This window comes from Nocardia sp. NPDC051750 (assembly GCF_044453135.1).
In the GTDB taxonomy this organism is placed as follows: Bacteria; Actinomycetota; Actinomycetes; order Mycobacteriales; family Mycobacteriaceae; genus Nocardia.
The window spans coordinates 269,333-287,090 of record NZ_JBITCK010000008.1 but is presented as its reverse complement, the minus strand read 5'-3'; the positions used below and the strand labels follow the sequence as shown (position 1 = coordinate 287,090).

Here is a 17,758-nt window from a genome sequence, read left to right as displayed (position 1 = left end):
GGCGCAGAATTCGATCAGAAGGCGAGTTCGCGCCAGGGGATGTCGATCGAAAACGGAAAGCCGAGGGAGATCCGCTCGGAGTCCTGCGGCGTCCACTTTCCGGCCAGCAGATAGTTGGCCGGGTACAGCGGGTGCACACCGTCCGGCAACCGGCCGTGGGTGGACTCCAGCCCGAAGGCGCGGACCACGGCGATAGCACTCTCCTCGCGGGCCAGCGTTACCTCCCAATACCAGGGGATTCCGGCCTCCGCATACCGCGACTTCTTCTCGTCCATATCCGCCTGGGTGTTCGACGGCGAGAGCACCTCACCCACCAGCAGTACGTCAGCGGCGCGGATATCCTGATACGGCGCTTCCAGGCATCGATAGGCCAGGAAATCCGGGGTGACGAAATCGGATTTTCCGTGTGCACCGAAGAAGACATTCGTCTCCAAGTCGACTCGCAGACACCGCTCCGGATCGCCGGCCATGGCTTCGCGGGCACACCGCTTCAGCGCCGCCGTCAGCGAGAAGGTGAATGCCTGGTGCTCGGCGGGGCCGCGCCGCACCCACACGACCCGCCCTTCCCAGAGCTCGATCTGGCCGGCGGTCTCCGCCGGGAGCCGCTCCAGCTCCTCCCACGTCATGTACTCGGGGAGGTCGGGCCGGGCGGCGAATGAGCGCGACATGCCCACATGGTAACCGCGATGTCCACCGGGGTGCCCCGGACTATTCCCGTGTGACCAGGAGCCTCACCCGATACTCGGAGAGGGGGATCTCGGCGCGAGCCGGCGGCCGGACCGATCGCAGCGCGATTCGGTAGCCGCCGGTGCTCACCTCGGTCGGAAAGGTGGGGTTGGAGTGCAGTTCGTGGGCCGACGACGCACCCCCGGCCGAAACCTCGGTGATCACGGTCGCGTCGCCCGCCCAGGCGCACGCCACATCGGCGGGGCATCTGCTGTCCTCGGGCACATCGCGAAACAGCACCGCCACCCTGCCTTCGTCCAGCACCGCGGTATCACCGGCCGCCAGGGTGAATTCGGTCCCCAACTCGGGCAGCGGTGCCGGTGCCGGCTCGGCCGCGGCACATCCCGGCGCGGCCAGGACAATTCCCGCGGCGACCACCCACCGGACCGGACGCACGGCGTTCATAACCGCCGATTATCGCATGGCGCACGCCGCCGACCGGCTGGTTCGGTCGCATCAGCCGACAGCCCGTGCGGTCCGGACGAGACGCCGTCCGGACCGCACGGCCCGGGATCGGATCGGCTACTTGAGCATCGAACCGCAGTCCACCGGCAGCGTGACGCCGGTGAGGTAGCGGGCCTCGTCCGAGGACAGGTACAGCACCGCGTTGCTGATATCGATCGGGTCCACCCACGGCACGGGCAGAGTGTGGAACATCTGGCAGATCGGCGCCATATCGTCGGCGGTCGGGTTCTCCAGATCGGGGCGGAACATGGCGAACGTCTTCTCGTTCATGATCATGGCGGTGCTCACATGGGTCGGGTGCACCGAATTGACCCGGATCATGTGCTGGCCGAGTTCCACCGCGAACGCCCGCATCAGACCGACGACACCGTGTTTCGCGGACACATAGTGACCGGTCTGCGGGTAGGCCTTCAGACCGCCGACCGAGCTGGTGAGCACGACCGAACCGCCGCGTCCGCCCTCCAGGATGTGCGGGACACCGGCTTTCACCGATTTCCAGACACCGCTGAGGTTGACATCGATCATGTCCTGCCAGACCTGCTCGTCGGTCTCGGCCAGGGTGTCGCCGCCGCTGGCGATACCGGCGTTGGCGACGATGATGTCGAGCCGGCCCAGTTTTCCGACGGATTCGGCGAGCGACGCCTTCAGCGCGTCGGAATCCCGGACGTCGACCTCGGCGGTGACGATCCGGCGGCCGGTCTTCTTCACCAACTCCTCGGTTTCGGCGAGATCGTCCGGGGTCGCCAGCGGGATCTCGACCGTATCGATCGGCTTACAGATATCGATGGCGATGATGTCGGCGCCTTCTTCGGCCAGCCGCACCGCATGGCTGCGGCCCTGGCCGCGCGCGGCGCCGGTGATGAAGGCGACCTTCCCTTCGACCCGTCCGGTCATGATTTCCTCTTTTCCTCGTGGCGGCAGCGCGACTGCCGGCTTGCGTTGCGGTGGCTGTGTTTTCAGGAATTGGGGGTGTAGGTGATGTGCAGATCGGTCAGGCCGCGCAGGATGAAGGTCGGCTCGAAGTTGAACACCGGGTTGTCGAGGGAGCCGTGCTTTTCCGGATCCACCCGGATATCGAGCATCCGGTCCAGAATCCGCTCCAGCGACACCCGGCCCTCGACCCGGGCCAGTGGGCTACCGGGGCAGGTGTGCACACCGCGGCCGAAGGCCATGTGCTCGCGGAAGTTCGGCCGGTTCAGGTCGAATTCGTGCGGATTCTCGAAGCGGCGGGGGTCACGGTTGGCGGCGCCGGGGCAGACCATCACCAGATCACCGGCCGAAATCGGCACATCCCCGATCTCCACCGGTTTCTTCGCCAGCCGGAAACCGCTCTTCACCGGAGCCTGCATGCGCAGGGTTTCCTCGATGAACACCGGGATCTTGCTGCGGTCGGCCCGCAGCGCATCCTGCAGGTCCGGGTGCATCACCATGAACTGCATCGCGCTGCCGAGCAGTTTGGCGGTGGTTTCCTGACCCGCGCCGAAGAGGAAGGTCGCGGTGCGCACCACATCGATGACCTCGGGCGTCGAGCCGTCCGGGTACTTCGCCTCTGCCAGCGAGGTCAGGACATCGTCCTGGGGATTCTTGCGCCGATCGGAGATCAGCTCGCTGAACAGATTGTCCAGCCACTCCAGCGGATTGATGGGCACGATCTCCTTGTCGATCGACCCCACGGTGGGGCCGCCGGCGAGGTTGATGCGCAGTTCGTCGTGATACTCCTCGGGCACGCCGAGCAGGTCGGCGATCACCAGCAGGGTGAACACCTTGGCGTAGGCACCGAGGAACTCGCAGCGGCCGTCGTCGATGAATTCGTCGAGCTGTTTATCGGCCAGTTTCCACATGAACTCCTCGTTCTCCTTCAGTCGCGAAGGAACGAGAAGCCGGTTCAGCAGTGAGCGGGCGGCGGTGTGATCCGGCGGGTCCATGGTGACCATGTGCTCCCACAGCGGCAGCTCTTTGCGGTGTTCGGCGATCTGCGCGGTGATGTCGTCGCCCTCGGGAGTGAACGGCAGCGGCGGGAACGGGCCGCCCACCGCGATGCACGAGGAGAAGGTGTCCGAGTCGCGGAGCACATCGTTGGCTTCCTCGTAGCCGGTCACCGCGTAGACGCCGTAGTTGGGTTCTTGTGTCACCGGGCATTTGGCGCGCAGATGGTCGTAGTAGGGGTGCGGATCGGGCACCAGCGCCGGGTCGGTGAAGTAGTCGACCGTATCGAAATCGGTCACGGGAACCTCCTGATATCAGCAGAGTGTTGTTGCCAACCGCGGATCACCGGTTGATACGCCTTGCGCCGGAAGACATCTCATCCGAGTGCCCCGATCCGGAGACGATCCGGGAGACCCTTGCTGAGCGGGCGCTCAGATGTGATGCTGAGCACATGCTTAGCATGTGGGGCCGGCGGACGTCAACAGTCGCAGCTCGCGGGGATACCATCCCGGTGATCCCATGACCGCAACGGCCGCGCGGATTTCCAGGAGGAGGCACGACCATGTCAACACCCCGCCGGCTCGGCGCACCCGACGCCAAGAACCGCGGTGTCCTGATGGACGCCGCCGAACAGCTCATGCTGGAACAGGGGTGGTCGACGGTGACCTCCCGGCGGATCGCCGAACACGCCGGCCTCAAACCGCAATTGGTGCACTACTACTTCCGGTCGATGGAGGACCTGTTCCTCGAACTGTTCCGCCGCCGCGCCGACGAAGGGCTCGAAGCCCTGGCGCAGGTCCTGAAATCCGACCGCCCACTGCACGCACTGTGGGCCTTCAGCACCGATGCCACCGCGGCGCGTTTCACCATGGAATACGTCGGCTTGGCCAATCATCATCCGGCCATCCGGGCCGAATTGGCGCGCTACTCCGAGCAGTTCCGCGCCGCCCAGACCGAAGCCCTGGGCCGGATGCTCGCCGGCTACGGGGTCGATACGAGCCGGTTCCCGGCGGATGTCCTGTCGGTCCTGATGACCAGCGCGGCCCGGATGGTCGTCCTCGAACAGGCACTGGGCATAACCGCCGGGCACGCCGAGACCTTCGCATTCGCCGAACGCGAGATCGGCCTGCTCGAGGACGGACAACCGGAGTAGGCGTACCTCCGCATCCGCTCCGGCCATGCGCTCCCTGCGTACCTCCGCATCCGCTCCGGCCATGCGCTCCCTGCGTACCTCCGCGTCCGCTCCGGCCATGGACGGTCTACAGGTGAGCTTCACCCGGCCGCGGAGGTCTTGACTGAGCACCTCCGGCTCACTTGCCGCGGTTCATCACCCGGTCCGCCGCGGCCCAGTGCTCGTCGGATACCCAGAGCCTGGCGAACGCGTCCACCGCCTCCTGCGGACTCACGCCGTCCACCACCCGCTTGATCTCGCTCGCCGAGGGGTTGGCCAGCGCCCGCGCGACCGCTCGCCAGCCCGCGTCGAACTCGCCGCGGGGCAGCACCCGGTCCACCAGCCCCAGGCGTTCGGCGTCGGGCGCGGTGAGGATCTCCCCCGTCCCCGCCAGCAACAGGGCCCGGCTGCGCCCGACCAGGCGGGTGAGCCGCTCGGCCCCGCCCCAGGCCGGCATGATCGCCAGCGCGACCTGATTGAACCCGATCTTGACATCGGCCGCCGCGATCCGGATATCCGCGGCCACCGCCACCTCGGCGCCACCCCCTAGCGCGTGCCCGTTGAGGGCGGCGATCACCGGACCCGGGAAGCCCGCCAGTTTGTCGCATACCTGCCGCATCCGGTTCGCCATCGCGGCGGCCTGTTCGTGGGTGCGCAGGGCGGCGAGTTCCTTGAGGTCGCCACCGGAGACGAACGCCTTGTCGCCGGCGCCGGTGATCACCAGGGCCCGCGCACCGGCGGCTCCGTCGATCGCCTTGTCCAGCTCGTCCATCGTGTCGAGGGCGATGGCATTGCGCGCATGCGGGCGGTTGATGGTGACGACGGCCAGACCGTCCGTCAGTTCGAGCTCGATCACGACTTGTTCTCCTCGACGGAAATATGATTCTCTTACATAGAGAACCATATAGTTTCCCGCTGGTTTCCGGCGCGCGGATCGGGAGTTCGAAATATGCCGAATTCAGGGCGCATGGGCGAGGGCCCTGCGTGGTCACGCTTCGCTACCGCCTCCGGGCCCGACTCGCCCATCCGCCAGGTTCCCCCGGAACTGGCCCTTCGCTATCGCGAAGCGGGCTGGTGGGCCGACGAGACCCTCGGTGAGCTCCTGGCCCGCAGCCTCGCCGCCGCCCCCGAGGCGCGGTTCGCGGTCCACTCCCGGATCCGCCCCTATTCCGGCACCTTCGCCGACGTCGAACTGATCGCGCGGCGACTGGCCGCCGGACTGCGCCGGCGCGGTGTCGGACCCGGCGATCTCGTCGTGTTCCAGCTCCCGAACTGGATGGAAGCGGCAGCGACGTACTGGGCATCGGCACTGCTGGGCACCACGGTGGTGCCCGTCGCGCATTTCTACGGCCGCAAAGAACTCGGCTACATTCTCGAGGCCGTCCGGCCCAAGGCGTTCATCACCTGCGAACGCTTCGGCCACAATGAATTCGACCCCGATCTGTGTGCCGCGGTGCCCGTGGTGGGAGTGGTCGGCCGGGATTTCGACGAACTTCTCGACCCCGAGCCCATGACCGGCGTGCTGACCACCGATCCGGACAACCCCGCGTGTATCGCCTTCACCTCGGGCACCACGAGTGCACCCAAGGGTGTAGTACACAGCCACAACACGCTCGGGTACGAAGTCCGGCAACTGGCCGGTATGTATCCCGCGGATCGGGGTGACCAACTCACCTCCGCACCGGTCGGGCATTTCATCGGCATGCTCAACGCCCTGCTCATCCCGGTGCTCGACGGCGCCCCCATCCACCTGCTCGACCTCTGGGATCCGGGATGGGTGCTCGAGCTGATGGAAACCGAGAACATCTGCGTCGGCGGCGGCGTCAGTTATTTCGTCACCAGCCTGCTCGACCACCCGGACTACAAGCCCACCCACCTCGAACAACTCCGCTACGCCGGGCTCGGCGGGGCGGCGGTACCGGCCGCGGTGAGCAGCCGGCTCGAGAACCTCGGGATCACGGTGTTCCGTTCCTACGGCAGCACCGAACACCCCTCGATCACCGGATCGATGCACACCGCACCGGCGGCGAAGCGCATGTTCACCGACGGCAACGCGCTACCGGGGGTGGAGTTCCGGCTGGGCGAGGACGGGGAGATCATCAGCCGCGGGCCGGATCTGTGCCTGGGTTACACCGATGCCGACCTCACCGCCCGCATGTTCGACGCGGACGGCTGGTACCACACCGGCGATATCGGCGTTCTCGACGCCGACGGATACCTGACCATCACCGACCGCAAATCCGACATCATCATCCGCGGCGGCGAGAACGTGAGCGCGCTCGAGGTCGAGGAGGTGCTGCTCTCCTTACCCGGGGTGGCCGAGGGCGTGGCGGTCGCCGTACCCGATCCGCGCCTGGGTGAACGCACCGCGGCGGTGGTGCGTTGCCTGCCGTCGCATCCCGAACCCGATATCGAAGCCCTCCGGGCGCATTTCGAACAGGCCGGCCTGGCCAAACAGAAGTGGCCCGAGGAACTGCACATCGTCGCGGACTTCCCGCGCACCCCCAGCGGGAAGATCCAGAAATTCGCCATCCGGCGTGACCTGGCCGCGGCACATAACGAGGCCGTTGCGACCGAACAACTATGAGAATAGGATTCTCATAAATAGCCAAGGAGGATTCCATGAGCAAAGTCGATCTGCCGTATCAGCTGTTCGACGCGGACAACCATCTCTACGAGACCAAGGAAGCGCTCACCCGGCACCTGCCCAAGGAGTACGAGGGCGCCATCCAGTACATCGAGATCAACGGCCGCACCAAGATCGCCGTACTCGGCCAGATCAGCGAGTACATTCCCAACCCCACCTTCGACGTCGTGGCCCGGCCCGGCGCCATGGAGGAGTACTTCAAGCACGGCAACCCCGAGGGGAAGAGCCGGCGCGAGATCTTCGGTAAGTCGATGAAGGCGATCGACGCCTTCCGCGATCCGATCGCCCGGCTGAAGGTCATGGACGACCTCCAGCTGGAGCGCGCGTTGATGTTCCCGACCCTGGCCAGCCTGGTCGAGGAGCGGATGCGGCATCACCCCGAACTGATCCACGCGGTGATCCACTCGCTGAACCAGTGGATGCTGGAGGACTGGGGCCAGGACGGTAGCTTCGTCCATTCCGACCGGATCTTCACCATCCCGGTGATCACCCTGCCGATCGTCGAGAAGGCGATCGAGGAGCTGAACTGGGCTGTCGTCGAGCACGGCGCCAAGGCGGTCCTGATCCGCCCGGCCCCGGTTCCCGGTTTCCGCGGTATGCGGTCGTTCGCACTGCCCGAGTTCGATCCGTTCTGGAAGCGGGTCGTCGAACTCGACGTGCTGGTCACCATGCACTCCTCGGACAGCGGCTACTCGCGGTTCGACGCCGAGTGGGAGGGCAGCGCGCTGGAGATGCTGCCGTTCAAGACCAATACCTTCGCGATGACCAACCAGTGGCGTCCCGTCACCGACGCGGTCGCGTCCTGGGTGTGCCACGGCGCGCTGTACCGCTTCCCGGACCTGAAGATCTCGGTGATCGAGAACGGTTCCGCCTGGCTCGAGCCGCTGCTGCAGCAGCTGACCGACGTCTACAAGAAGGCGCCGGAGGGCTTCGGCTTCCGCGATCCGGTGGAAGCCATCAAGCACAGCCTCTACGTCAGCCCGTTCTGGGAAGAGGATCTGCAGCGCCTGTCCGACGTCATGGGCGTCGACCACGTGCTGTTCGGCTCCGACTGGCCGCATCCCGAGGGCCTGGCCGAGCCGGCGCGCTATATCAACGAGATCAAGGATATGCCGCTGGAGAACCAGGCCAAGATCATGGGCGGCAACCTGGCGCGGCTGCTGAAGGTCTGACCGAGTCATACCCGAAGGACACTGTATGACGTGGCAGACCATTCCGCAGCTCGCCCTATCCACCGCCGACCGCTTCGGTGATGCCGAAGCGGTCGTGGACGGGGACCTGCGGTTGACCTATACGGAACTCGCGGACCGGATTCGCCGGGCCGCGGGTGCGTTCGCCGAAGCCGGTATCGGCAAAGGCGACCGGGCGGCCATCTGGGCGCCCAACTCCGCGGAATGGATCATCGCCGCCCTCGGTCTGCTGACCGCGGGCGGTGTCCTGGTCCCGGTGAACACCCGGTTCAAGGCCGAAGAGGCGGCGGATGTGATCCGCCGCAGCGGCGCCAAGGCACTGCTGGTGCAGAAGGGCTTTCTCGGTGGCGAGTATCCGGCGCCGCCGGGAGTACCCGTCTTCGACCTGAAGTCCGATTTCCTCGGCAGCGGCACGCCGTTCGAACGCGAGGTGGCGGGCACCGATATCGCCGACATCATCTACACCTCGGGGACCACCGGCCGCCCCAAGGGCGTGATGATGAACCATCTGCAGACGCTTCGGCTCTATGCGGAATGGTGCGATCTGGCCGATCTCCGCGAGGGCGATCGGTACCTGATGGTGAACCCGTTCTTCCACACCTTCGGGTTGAAGGCGGGAATCGTGGCGTCGCTGACCCGCGGCGCCACCATGCTCCCGGTACCGGTTTTCGACGTCGACAAGGTGCTCGAACTGGTGGAGACCGAGCGGATCACCATGCTGCCCGGGCCGCCGACGCTGTATCACTCGCTGCTGGAATACCGTGGCAGCCGGGATATCTCGTCGCTGCGGGCAGCGGTCACCGGGGCCGCCGATATCCCGGTCGACCTGATCCGCCGGGTCCGCGAGGAACTCCCGTTCCAGTCGATCATGACCGGTTACGGTCTCACGGAGGCCGGTACCGCCACCGCCTCCCGCCCCGGCGATACCTTCGAGCAGATCGCCACCACCGCGGGCAGCGCCTGCGACGGGATCGAACTCCGGATCGCCGAGGACAGCGAAATCCTCATCCGCGGCTACAGCGTGATGCAGGGCTACCTCGACGATCCCGAAGGTACGGCGGCCGCGGTGGATTCCGACGGCTGGTTGCACACCGGCGATCTGGGCAGCCTGGACGAGGGCGGCCGGCTGAAGGTGATCGGCCGGAAAAAGGATATGTATATCGTCGGCGGGTTCAACGCCTATCCCGCCGAGATCGAGGGGTTCCTGCTCGAACATCCGGCCGTCGCCCAGGCGGCGGTGATCGGGGTTCCCGACGAACGGCTCGGTCAGGTGGGTAAGGCGTTCGTGGTGGCGCGCTCGGAGATCGGCGAAGCCGAGCTCCTGGCCTGGTGCAAGAAACGGATGGCCGGGTACAAGGTGCCGCGGTCGGCGGTTTTCCTGGACGAGCTACCGCTCAACGCCACCGGCAAAGTGATGAAGGATCAGTTGCGCTGAAGCGCAAGAAGTCCACCGGACGGGTGGGCCGTGCCGGCATCGTGCCGAAGCGAGCTCGCCCGTCCTGGTCTTCGTTTCCCGCGGTGAATACGCGAGCGACAAATCGGGGGGCGCACTATCTCGACCTCCGAAGGGCGCACGGTGTATCGTCGGACACAAGCGAGAGTGCGATTCTCATTTACGGAGATTTTGGATCTCCCAGGTCCGGGTAGCCCCGGCGTCGACCTTGAACAGCGAGGAGTCCGGTGAATATCGACGACATGATTCTGGTGAGCATCGACGACCACGTGGTCGAGCCCCGCGATATGTTCGCCAACCACACCCCGAAGAAGTACGCCGAGTACGTGCCCAAGGTCGTCATGGACGACAACGGCATCGATCGGTGGATCTACCGGGACCGGCCGACCGGTGTCACCGGACTCAACGCGGTCGTCTCCTGGCCTCCCGAAGAATGGGGCTACGACCCCGCCGGCTACGCGGAAATGCGACCCGCCGTCTACGACATCCACGACCGGGTGCGCGATATGGACGCCAACGGTGTCCTCGGGTCCATGTGCTTCCCCACTTTCACCGGTTTCAGCGCCGGGCATCTGAGCCGCGGCGGGATGGACGAGATCACCGTCGCGATGATCTCCGCCTACAACGACTGGCATATCGAGGAATGGGCGGGCGCCTACCCGAACCGGTTCATCCCGCTGTCGATCCTGCCGCTGTGGGACCCGAAACTCGCTGTCGCCGAGATCGAACGCGTCGCCGCCAAGGGCTGCCATTCGGTGACCATGCCCGAGCTGCCGCATATCGACGGCCTGCCCAGCTATCACGATATCGACTACTGGTCCCCGGTGTTCCAGGCGCTCAGCGATAACGACACCGTCATGAACCTGCACATCGGGCAGGGATTCGGCGTGCTGAAGCTGGCGCCGGACGCACCGATCGACAATCTCATGGTGCTCGCCCCCAGCATCTCCCTCATCTCCGTCCAGGACCTGCTCTGGGGCCCGGCCTTCCGCAAGTTCCCCAAGCTGAAGGTCGCGCTGTCCGAGGGCGGCGTCGGCTGGATCCCGTTCTTCCTGGACCGCTCCGACCGGCACTACACCAACCAGCGCTGGCTGCGCCGCGACTTCGGCGGCCGGATGCCCAGCGAAGTGTTCCGGGAGCACGTCCTGGCCTGCTACGTCACCGACCCGACCTCGCTGAAGCTCCGGCACGATATCGGTATCGAGAACATCGCCTGGGAATGCGATTACCCGCATTCGGATTCCCTGTGGCCGGGCGCCCCGGAGTTCGTCCTGAACGAGCTCGAGCGGGCCGGCGCCGACGACGCCGATATCAACAAGATCACCTGGGAAAACGCCTGCCGCTTCCTGAACTGGGACCCCTTCGCGCACCAGCCCCGGGAAGAGTCGACGGTGGGCGCCCTGCGTGCCAGGGGCGCCGATGTCGACCTGTCCACCACCACCCGCCAGGAGTACGCGGACCGCTACGCGGCCAAGCACGCGAGCTGATCCCGGGCGCGGAGGGTCGACCCTCATCCGCCCTACCGCGTTCGCCGATCCCCCGGCCCCCGGACCGCACCCGGTCCGGGGGTCGGTGGCGTGATAGGCCCAGCACGATCGAACAGCCGGAAGCGCTCATCGGATACCTGGTCCGTACATCGTAAGAACCAGTTACAGTGACTGCGGATGTCAGGCGAGAAGGGAACCGGGAATGTCGATCGGCCGCACCGTGAACAGGCATATTCAGGAACTCGGCGGCGGGTTCATGTTCTCCCGGGAAGCGAGGATGTACGCGGCCGAAACCGGTATCGACGAATTCTTCGGCCCCTACACCCGCGGCCGCGGCGGTGTCCTCGGTGAGGTGGATGCCGACGTGGTCACCGCGGCGTTCGGATTCTTCCCGGAGCAGTCGATCCGCACGGCATGGGAGTCGGTGTCGCTGCCCGCCGAGAAGGCCGCGCAGCGGTACGCGCAGGCCTGTCAAGAGTTCGGCCGGCGCAAACTCGGCGGATTCGAAGAATCGGCGCGGCTCGCGGCGTTGCTGGAAACCGTTGTCGCGGCCGCTTATCCCGCCGGGCTGCCGCTGTTCGCGGGCTGGCGGGCGATGCCGCTACCCACCGACGCACCCGCCCGGGTTATGCAACTCGCCCATGTCCTGCGCGAACTGCGCGGCGGTCTGCACCTGCTCGCGGTCCGAGCGGCCGGAATCACCCCACTGCAGGCCGTGCTCATCTCCGGTTCACCGCTCAACGACGGTCCCGGCCAGGCCCGCTGGTACGGCTGGCCCGAGCCCTTCGAGGAAATTACCGATGAGCATCGCGGCGCCTGGGAACAGGCGGAGTCGGTGACCGACGACCTCATCGCCCCGGCATTCGCGGCCCTCGACCAGGCCGAAAGCGCCGACCTCGTCACATTGGTTGCCGCCGCTCACACCACGACCTTCGCCCGCTGAACCGCCGCCGGCCGAGCACCTTCCGCGGGCCGGCCGAACCGCCGCCGTCCGTGCCTCGGACGGCGGCGGACGGTGATCACACCCGATGCGCGAGCACGGGTTCACGCATTTCGTCTTCCCGCGGCTGCCGAATCGCGGCGCCATCGTGGATGTGCAGGACCGCGTCGGCAGTTTCGACGGTCGCCCGGTCGATCGGGAAGAAGCCGTGCGCGGCAGTGTGATCCGTGCGGGTGCGGGCATCCGGGATTCCGGCGGGGTCGATCAATCCTCGGGTGGGGACACGGGTCTGCAGAAATCCTTCGTAGGTATCCGGTGCGGGCTCGTGCAGGCCGAGGGACTCGTCACGGCCCAGACTGCCCATGATCCACGCGTACTCGGGCCCCACCAGCGCGTCGACGATCGCTCCGGCACTGTTCCAGACCAGGTGCATATCCCCCAGCTGCATCGAGCTCGGTTGCCGTTGCAGGTGAGCGTTGTGGGCAAAAACCAGCGTCGCGCCCCGCCCGGACTCGACTCGCCGGATATCGAGGAGGTTCTGCGCCATGAGCGCGTCCCGGGTGGCGCACATCCGGGTCCACCGGGCCTCCTGCCCGACCGGCTGCGCCGCCTGTTTGTGATACCGCAGCACACCCAGACCCGCGGTGAGGTGCGTTTCGGCCCGGAACCAGCCGGCGCGTGAAGTTTTCTCCCGCAGTTCCGGGGCGCGGGTGTAGAGCTCGGTGAGCATATCGTCGGCGAGGACCCGGGCGGTATCGGCCGCGGCGGTCGCGCCGGGTGATTGCGCCGGATCCATGACCGCCTCCGTGCGGTGCCACCGTTCGTCCGCGCCGAGCAGATCCGCCAGGTCGAGGTCGAGACCCAGGTAGTCGCGGGCGTATTCGAGATAGCGGCGCGGACTGGGCGCGCTCATCGTCTCCATCACGGCATCGAAGCCGTGGAACGCCACTCGCTGTTCCGTGGGACGGCCGGTGTTGTACTCCCGCATCCAGGCAACCAGCTGCCGGTTGGCCTCATGCTCCCCGAAGCCGTGCGAGAAGCCCTGACGCATCACCTCGTCGAGCGTGCCGATGCCCTCCTGGACATAGTCGTTGACCAGGAGGGCCGCCACCCGATCGGTCTCGAGGGCGATGGACCGGTACCCACGGCCGGACAACTCGGCGAACAGGTCGTTACGGGTCCACGCGAAGGCGGGTTCCAGATGGGTCGGTTCACCGAATGCCAGCAGGTCGACAGGGTGCATGAGGAAAGTGTCGAATTCGAAGGTCATTTCTTCAATCGTATCTTTGAAATCTCGGTTGAGACTTTTGTCGAATAGTGCGCGTAATTGTGCGGTAAAGTCTCAAACCGGTGAACACGCTGCGCCCGACCGATCTCGCCCGCGAACACGGACTCTCGACCCAGGCCGTCCGCAACTACGAGCGGGACGGGTTCCTCCCACCCGCCGAACGCACGCCCAGCGGCTACCGGGTCTACACCGAGGTACACGCAGCCGCGCTGCGGGCCTACCTCGCCCTCGTCGCGGCGTACGGGCATGCGCTGGGCGGCCGGATCATGACCGAAATCCACCACGGTGAACTCGACAATGCCCTGATCTCGATCGACCGCGGCCACCAGCAGCTACTCCGCGACCGCGAAACCCTGGACGCCGTCCGGAAAGCGACCGGTCACCTGACCGCGGCAACCAGCCCGATCACCGGCCGACCACCCGGCACCACCCGCACCGTCGGCGAACTCGCGCGCCATCTCCGCCTCACTCCGGCCACCGTGCGTAAATGGGAAGTCGCCGGCATCCTCACGCCCACCCGCGACCCGGCCACCGGATACCGCATCTACCGCGCGCCCGATATCCGAGATGCGGAGCTCGCTCACCTTCTCAGACGTGGCGGTTACGGGCTGCACCACATCGCCACCGTGGTCGAACAGATCCGCACGGCCGGCGGCACCGACGCCCTGGCCACCGCCCTCGAAGAATGGCAACGCAGACTCACCGCGCAAGGAGTCGCCATGCTCGAAGCCGCCGGCCGGCTCGGCGACTACCTGCACCACACCCGCGATCAGGCCGGGACGACACCGGATGAACACTGACGGCACCGGCCCCTCATTTGCCCCGCATGTTCCCGTGCCCCGCATGTTCCCGCCCGAGTCTCCCGCAAGGGATCCCCGGGCGTCAGGAGCGGGCGTGCACGCGACTGTCGGGCCGCCGCGTTAATCTGCCGACATGGTCAGACCCGATCCGGCGTTGCGCCGGCTACTGCGTGAGGCACAGAAGTTGCTGGAGCCCTATGGGTTTCACGGCAGTGATCCACGGTGGGTACGGGTCGAACCGGGCGGTGTCGCCGCCGTCGGGCGTACGCGCGCCTCCCGCACATGGACAGACGGGCAGCAGGTACTCCGATTCGACCTGCACCTCGCCGCCACACCGACGGCCTGGTGGGAATTCGGCAACTGGCGCAATTCCCGGCTGGGGCTGCCGGCGATACCGCTGGCGGAGGCTACCGGTCCCGACCTGATCGCACCTCGGACTCCGGCGCAGCCGTGGCTCCTGCGTTCCGCCCCGGACGGGCACGTCCTGCCAACGGATATCGACACCGTCCGAACCGAACTCCCGCGGCGGATACACGCCTACGCGCGCCGCGCACTCCACCTGGTCGAACCGGACAACTACCTCGACGAGCTCGTGGCGCAGGCCGATCCGCATATCGGCACCTGGGAGACGATCGTCGTCCTGCTGGCCGGCCACGGTCCGGGGCCGCGGCTCGACGAGGCCATACAGCACCTCTATGCCTGCTGCGCCGGACGCGAACCGTCGGAATACACCCGGGATGTCATCACGTACGCCCGAGCCGGCAGCGCCGTCCGCTGAGTTCGGCCCTGGTCCTGCAGCAGTCCCTGGCTACAGTGCGAGGCTGGCAGGCCCCGACGGCGATTGGCCGTGTAACCCTTGCGAGGTGGCCTGGTCCTGCACCTGGGTGCTGTCGGCCGTGGTTCGCATCAACTCCGACATCTCACCGAGATTGGTCTGCAACAGCGACCGGCGGCCCTCGAGGTAGCCGATGAACCGCCCGAACGCGGTCGCTGCCGCTTCTTTCCAGCCCTCGACACTGTCCGCGATGGCCTGATCGGCCTCATGCAGCACTGTGCCCGATTCGCCGAACAACGAATCGAGCCGATCGGCGGCGGCGTGCAGCGCCGGTGAATCGATCGACGTGGTATCGGGCATCACTCCCCCTTGCGCCCAAGAATCGTAAACTCGGTTACCCTAACGTCAGCAAGATCGAAGGCGCAAACTTTCCGGGGGGAACATTCCATGCTGCTACCCGATATCCGCTGGTGGAACGAATTGGCCCTCGAACAACTCGAGACCTCACTGTCACGCCGCATCACCACCATCGACGACGTGAACAAACAACTCGCCGATATTCGCAATATTCCCGGCTGGAGCGGGGACGCCGCCGATGCCGCCCAGCGCAGATTCGCCGACACCTCGAACCAGTTGACCGATGAGGCCGCCGCCCTCGGCGCCGTCCGGGCAATGACCGCCCAAGCCCGCGCAGCCGTCGCGCACCTGAAGGCGACCCTGGCCGATATCGACCGCCGTGCCGCCGAGAACGGGCTGGAAGTCTGGGACGCAGGGCACGTCACGATCGCCGACAAACCCGACGCCCCCGACTCTGCGACAGTGGAGCCACTACGCCTTGAACTGATCGACGCCGCTCGCGCCGTCATGCGCCAAGCCGACGACATCATCGCCGACGCCGCCGCCGTCCTGAACAAGGCCGCCGACGGAAAGATCGACGACGGCGGCGCCACCGACACCGCCGCAGCCGCCACCGCCGGCGAAACCCAAGGCGCACTCACTGCCCTCGCCCCACCGGAGAACGCCACCCCGGAACAGAACAACGCCTACTGGAACGCCCTCGGCGACCAGCAACGCCGCGAAGTCATCGAGCAACACCCCGAATGGATCGGCAACCGCGACGGCATCCCGTCCATGGCTCGCCACGAAGCCAACGTCAACCGCATCGACGACGAACGCGCCCGCCTGATCCTCGAACGCGACCGGCTGCAACGCGAAATAGACGAATCGACCGTCGAAAACCCGAACTACGAAACCGATCTGGCCCAGGTCCAGGCGAAACTGAAAGACCTCGACGCGCTCGAAGCCACCCTCCAGAAACACCCGCTCGACCCGGACGACCCGAATGTGGGTGCGCGGCTGTTGCTGCTGGACATGCAATCAGGAGACAAAGGCATGGCTGCCATTGCGATCGGCGACCCGGACAACGCAGCCCACATCTCAGTCACTACGCCAGGGGTGTCGACAACCATCCCGTCATTGGATGGCATGGCCGGTGAAGCGGTTGCTTTGCAACAGGAAACCGTGAAACAACTCGACGAGGCCGGGCGCTCCGACGAGCCGGTGGCTGCGATCGCGTGGCTCGGATACGAGCCGCCTCCCGAAATCGGCCCGGATGCGGCGAACGCGGCACTAGCCGAGAAGGGCGCCCCGAAACTCGCCGGCTTCTTCGCCGGCCTCGACGCCGCATCGAACCGGGAGGATCCCCACATCACCGCGCTCGGCCATTCCTACGGCTCGGTGACGACCGCGCTCGCTTTGCAGCATGCCAGTGAAGCCGGGGTGGTCGACGATGCAGTCTTCTACGGGTCGCCCGGTGTATTCGCCGACGACGAAGCCGATCTGGGGCTAGCACCGGGCCGCGCCTACGTGATGCGTGCTCACGACGATCCGATCGTCTTCGGTGACGGTTTCGGCGTATTCGGACCCGATCCGGTGACAACGAACCTGGAACAACTCTCGGTTCTCGGAGCCACCACACCCGATGGTGTCTCCCGTGAAGATTCCAACGGTCACAGCGAATATCCCCGGCCGAGCGCAAACGGTGAACTCCGCACCGCCGCCTACAACATGGCTGTCGTGATCGCCGGGCTACCCCACCTGGCGGTGCGCTGACATGGCCTGCTCACTCACGCGAATCTGTGCCGTGGTGTCCCTGACCGCGCTCCTCCTCACCGGATGCACGAGCAGTGCATACCAGCGGGAGGAGGACACACCCACCCCCGAGGAAATCGCCCACGCCGAAGCGCAGATGCGCAAACTCCCCTCCGTTGAGGAAACCCACCAACAGCTCACCCTCGTCGTCGAGCGAATCGCTGATGCCGCGGCGGCCATCGCGCCGGAACTGGTGTGGGAAAAGAAGCTCAATCGTACGCAGAGCCCGCTCGGCTGCCCGCGCGCCTACAACAAGACCGATGGCACATCGAAGACCACTGACACGCTCATCTCACCGGTTCCGATCAGCGATACAGCGTGGCCTCCCATCATCGATGAAGCCCGGCGGATCGCGGCGGAATCAGGCATCACGGTCTTCACCATCCGATTCGATGAGCCAGGCCACCACGACATAACCCTGCACTCTCCCGACCAAGGGAATCAGATCAATATCGGCACACGCGTAGCGTCGTCAATCAGAGGGCTGACCGGCTGCCGCTACAGCGCCGAAGACCTCCACTCCGCACCGCACCCCTGAACAGCGCCTGCCGCACAATGCGCCGGTCGACAACGGCCCACCACAGTCGACCTCACCATCTCCTCAAGCCACGACGACGGAATCGACCAGCTCGGTGCGCCATTCGTCGTGGTTCGATCCGATCCGGTGCCATGCTCCAACGCGCGAACGACTGGAGCCAGCGGAATAGGTTCAGATAAGGACCATTTCCGCGATCCGGCC

At 66.2% G+C, this 17,758-nt stretch carries 17 protein-coding genes; 10 read left to right on the top strand and 7 right to left on the bottom strand.

The window, feature by feature from the left end; all coding sequences use genetic code 11:
• Window positions 1-14 precede the first annotated feature (14 nt).
• From ACIA75_RS32385 to ACIA75_RS32370, 4 genes are all read right to left on the bottom strand, one after another.
• Window positions 15-668 (bottom strand): Uma2 family endonuclease, encoded by a 654-nt coding sequence (locus ACIA75_RS32385; protein WP_397110850.1) that lies wholly within the window; start codon window positions 666-668, stop codon window positions 15-17.
• A 40-nt stretch (window positions 669-708) separates the two neighbouring features.
• The gene (locus ACIA75_RS32380) at window positions 709-1,131 is read right to left on the bottom strand and encodes a hypothetical protein (protein ID WP_397110849.1); all 423 of its coding nucleotides are present in this window, start codon (window positions 1,129-1,131) and stop codon (window positions 709-711) included.
• Window positions 1,132-1,248: 117 nt separating this feature from the next.
• On the bottom strand, window positions 1,249-2,085 hold the full coding sequence (locus tag ACIA75_RS32375) for a mycofactocin-coupled SDR family oxidoreductase (protein ID WP_397110848.1): 837 nt from the start codon (window positions 2,083-2,085) through the stop codon (window positions 1,249-1,251).
• Between the two features lie 62 nt (window positions 2,086-2,147).
• Window positions 2,148-3,416 (bottom strand): cytochrome P450, encoded by a 1,269-nt coding sequence (locus tag ACIA75_RS32370; protein ID WP_397110847.1) that lies wholly within the window; start codon window positions 3,414-3,416, stop codon window positions 2,148-2,150.
• A 263-nt stretch (window positions 3,417-3,679) separates the two neighbouring features.
• On the opposite strand from ACIA75_RS32370, the gene ACIA75_RS32365 reads away from it, so the two are divergent.
• Window positions 3,680-4,270, top strand: a complete 591-nt coding sequence (locus tag ACIA75_RS32365; RefSeq protein ID WP_397110846.1) for a TetR/AcrR family transcriptional regulator — start codon at window positions 3,680-3,682, stop codon at window positions 4,268-4,270.
• Between the two features lie 157 nt (window positions 4,271-4,427).
• Here the strand turns inward: ACIA75_RS32365 and ACIA75_RS32360 are convergent, their stop codons facing one another.
• Window positions 4,428-5,192, bottom strand: coding sequence for an enoyl-CoA hydratase/isomerase family protein (locus ACIA75_RS32360; protein WP_397110845.1), 765 nt, complete (start codon window positions 5,190-5,192; stop codon window positions 4,428-4,430).
• Window positions 5,193-5,312: 120 nt separating this feature from the next.
• On the opposite strand from ACIA75_RS32360, the gene ACIA75_RS32355 reads away from it, so the two are divergent.
• The 5 genes from ACIA75_RS32355 (at window position 5,313) to ACIA75_RS32335 (ending at window position 12,008) form a co-directional block, all read left to right on the top strand.
• Window positions 5,313-6,875: an AMP-binding protein gene (locus ACIA75_RS32355; protein ID WP_397111105.1), complete on the top strand. Its 1,563-nt coding sequence runs from the start codon at window positions 5,313-5,315 to the stop codon at window positions 6,873-6,875.
• Window positions 6,876-6,910: 35 nt separating this feature from the next.
• Window positions 6,911-8,107, top strand: coding sequence for an amidohydrolase family protein (locus tag ACIA75_RS32350; RefSeq protein WP_397110844.1), 1,197 nt, complete (start codon window positions 6,911-6,913; stop codon window positions 8,105-8,107).
• Between the two features lie 25 nt (window positions 8,108-8,132).
• Entirely contained in the window at window positions 8,133-9,560 is a 1,428-nt protein-coding gene (locus ACIA75_RS32345; RefSeq protein WP_397110843.1) for a FadD3 family acyl-CoA ligase, read from the top strand.
• 245 nt (window positions 9,561-9,805) lie between these two features.
• The gene (locus ACIA75_RS32340; protein ID WP_397110842.1) at window positions 9,806-11,065 is read left to right on the top strand and encodes an amidohydrolase family protein; all 1,260 of its coding nucleotides are present in this window, start codon (window positions 9,806-9,808) and stop codon (window positions 11,063-11,065) included.
• A gap of 202 nt (window positions 11,066-11,267) precedes the next feature.
• Window positions 11,268-12,008 (top strand): hypothetical protein, encoded by a 741-nt coding sequence (locus tag ACIA75_RS32335; protein ID WP_397110841.1) that lies wholly within the window; start codon window positions 11,268-11,270, stop codon window positions 12,006-12,008.
• Between the two features lie 76 nt (window positions 12,009-12,084).
• Here the strand turns inward: ACIA75_RS32335 and ACIA75_RS32330 are convergent, their stop codons facing one another.
• On the bottom strand, window positions 12,085-13,275 hold the full coding sequence (locus ACIA75_RS32330; protein ID WP_397110840.1) for an erythromycin esterase family protein: 1,191 nt from the start codon (window positions 13,273-13,275) through the stop codon (window positions 12,085-12,087).
• A gap of 80 nt (window positions 13,276-13,355) precedes the next feature.
• Here ACIA75_RS32330 and ACIA75_RS32325 point away from each other — a divergent pair, with 80 nt between their 5' ends.
• Both ACIA75_RS32325 and ACIA75_RS32320 read left to right on the top strand, forming a co-directional pair.
• On the top strand, window positions 13,356-14,093 hold the full coding sequence (locus tag ACIA75_RS32325; RefSeq protein WP_397110839.1) for a TioE family transcriptional regulator: 738 nt from the start codon (window positions 13,356-13,358) through the stop codon (window positions 14,091-14,093).
• Window positions 14,094-14,226: 133 nt separating this feature from the next.
• On the top strand, window positions 14,227-14,871 hold the full coding sequence (locus ACIA75_RS32320) for a hypothetical protein (protein WP_397110838.1): 645 nt from the start codon (window positions 14,227-14,229) through the stop codon (window positions 14,869-14,871).
• Between the two features lie 30 nt (window positions 14,872-14,901).
• Here ACIA75_RS32320 and ACIA75_RS32315 read toward each other — a convergent pair whose 3' ends face one another.
• Complete coding sequence (locus ACIA75_RS32315; protein ID WP_397110837.1) at window positions 14,902-15,228, bottom strand: WXG100 family type VII secretion target; 327 nt, start codon at window positions 15,226-15,228, stop codon at window positions 14,902-14,904.
• 87 nt (window positions 15,229-15,315) lie between these two features.
• Here ACIA75_RS32315 and ACIA75_RS32310 point away from each other — a divergent pair, with 87 nt between their 5' ends.
• Together ACIA75_RS32310 and ACIA75_RS32305 are read left to right on the top strand one after the other, a co-directional pair.
• Complete coding sequence (locus ACIA75_RS32310) at window positions 15,316-16,980, top strand: alpha/beta hydrolase (RefSeq protein WP_397110836.1); 1,665 nt, start codon at window positions 15,316-15,318, stop codon at window positions 16,978-16,980.
• 34 nt (window positions 16,981-17,014) lie between these two features.
• Window positions 17,015-17,557, top strand: coding sequence for an LppA family lipoprotein (locus ACIA75_RS32305; protein ID WP_397110835.1), 543 nt, complete (start codon window positions 17,015-17,017; stop codon window positions 17,555-17,557).
• The last annotated feature ends 201 nt before the right edge of the window (window positions 17,558-17,758 follow it).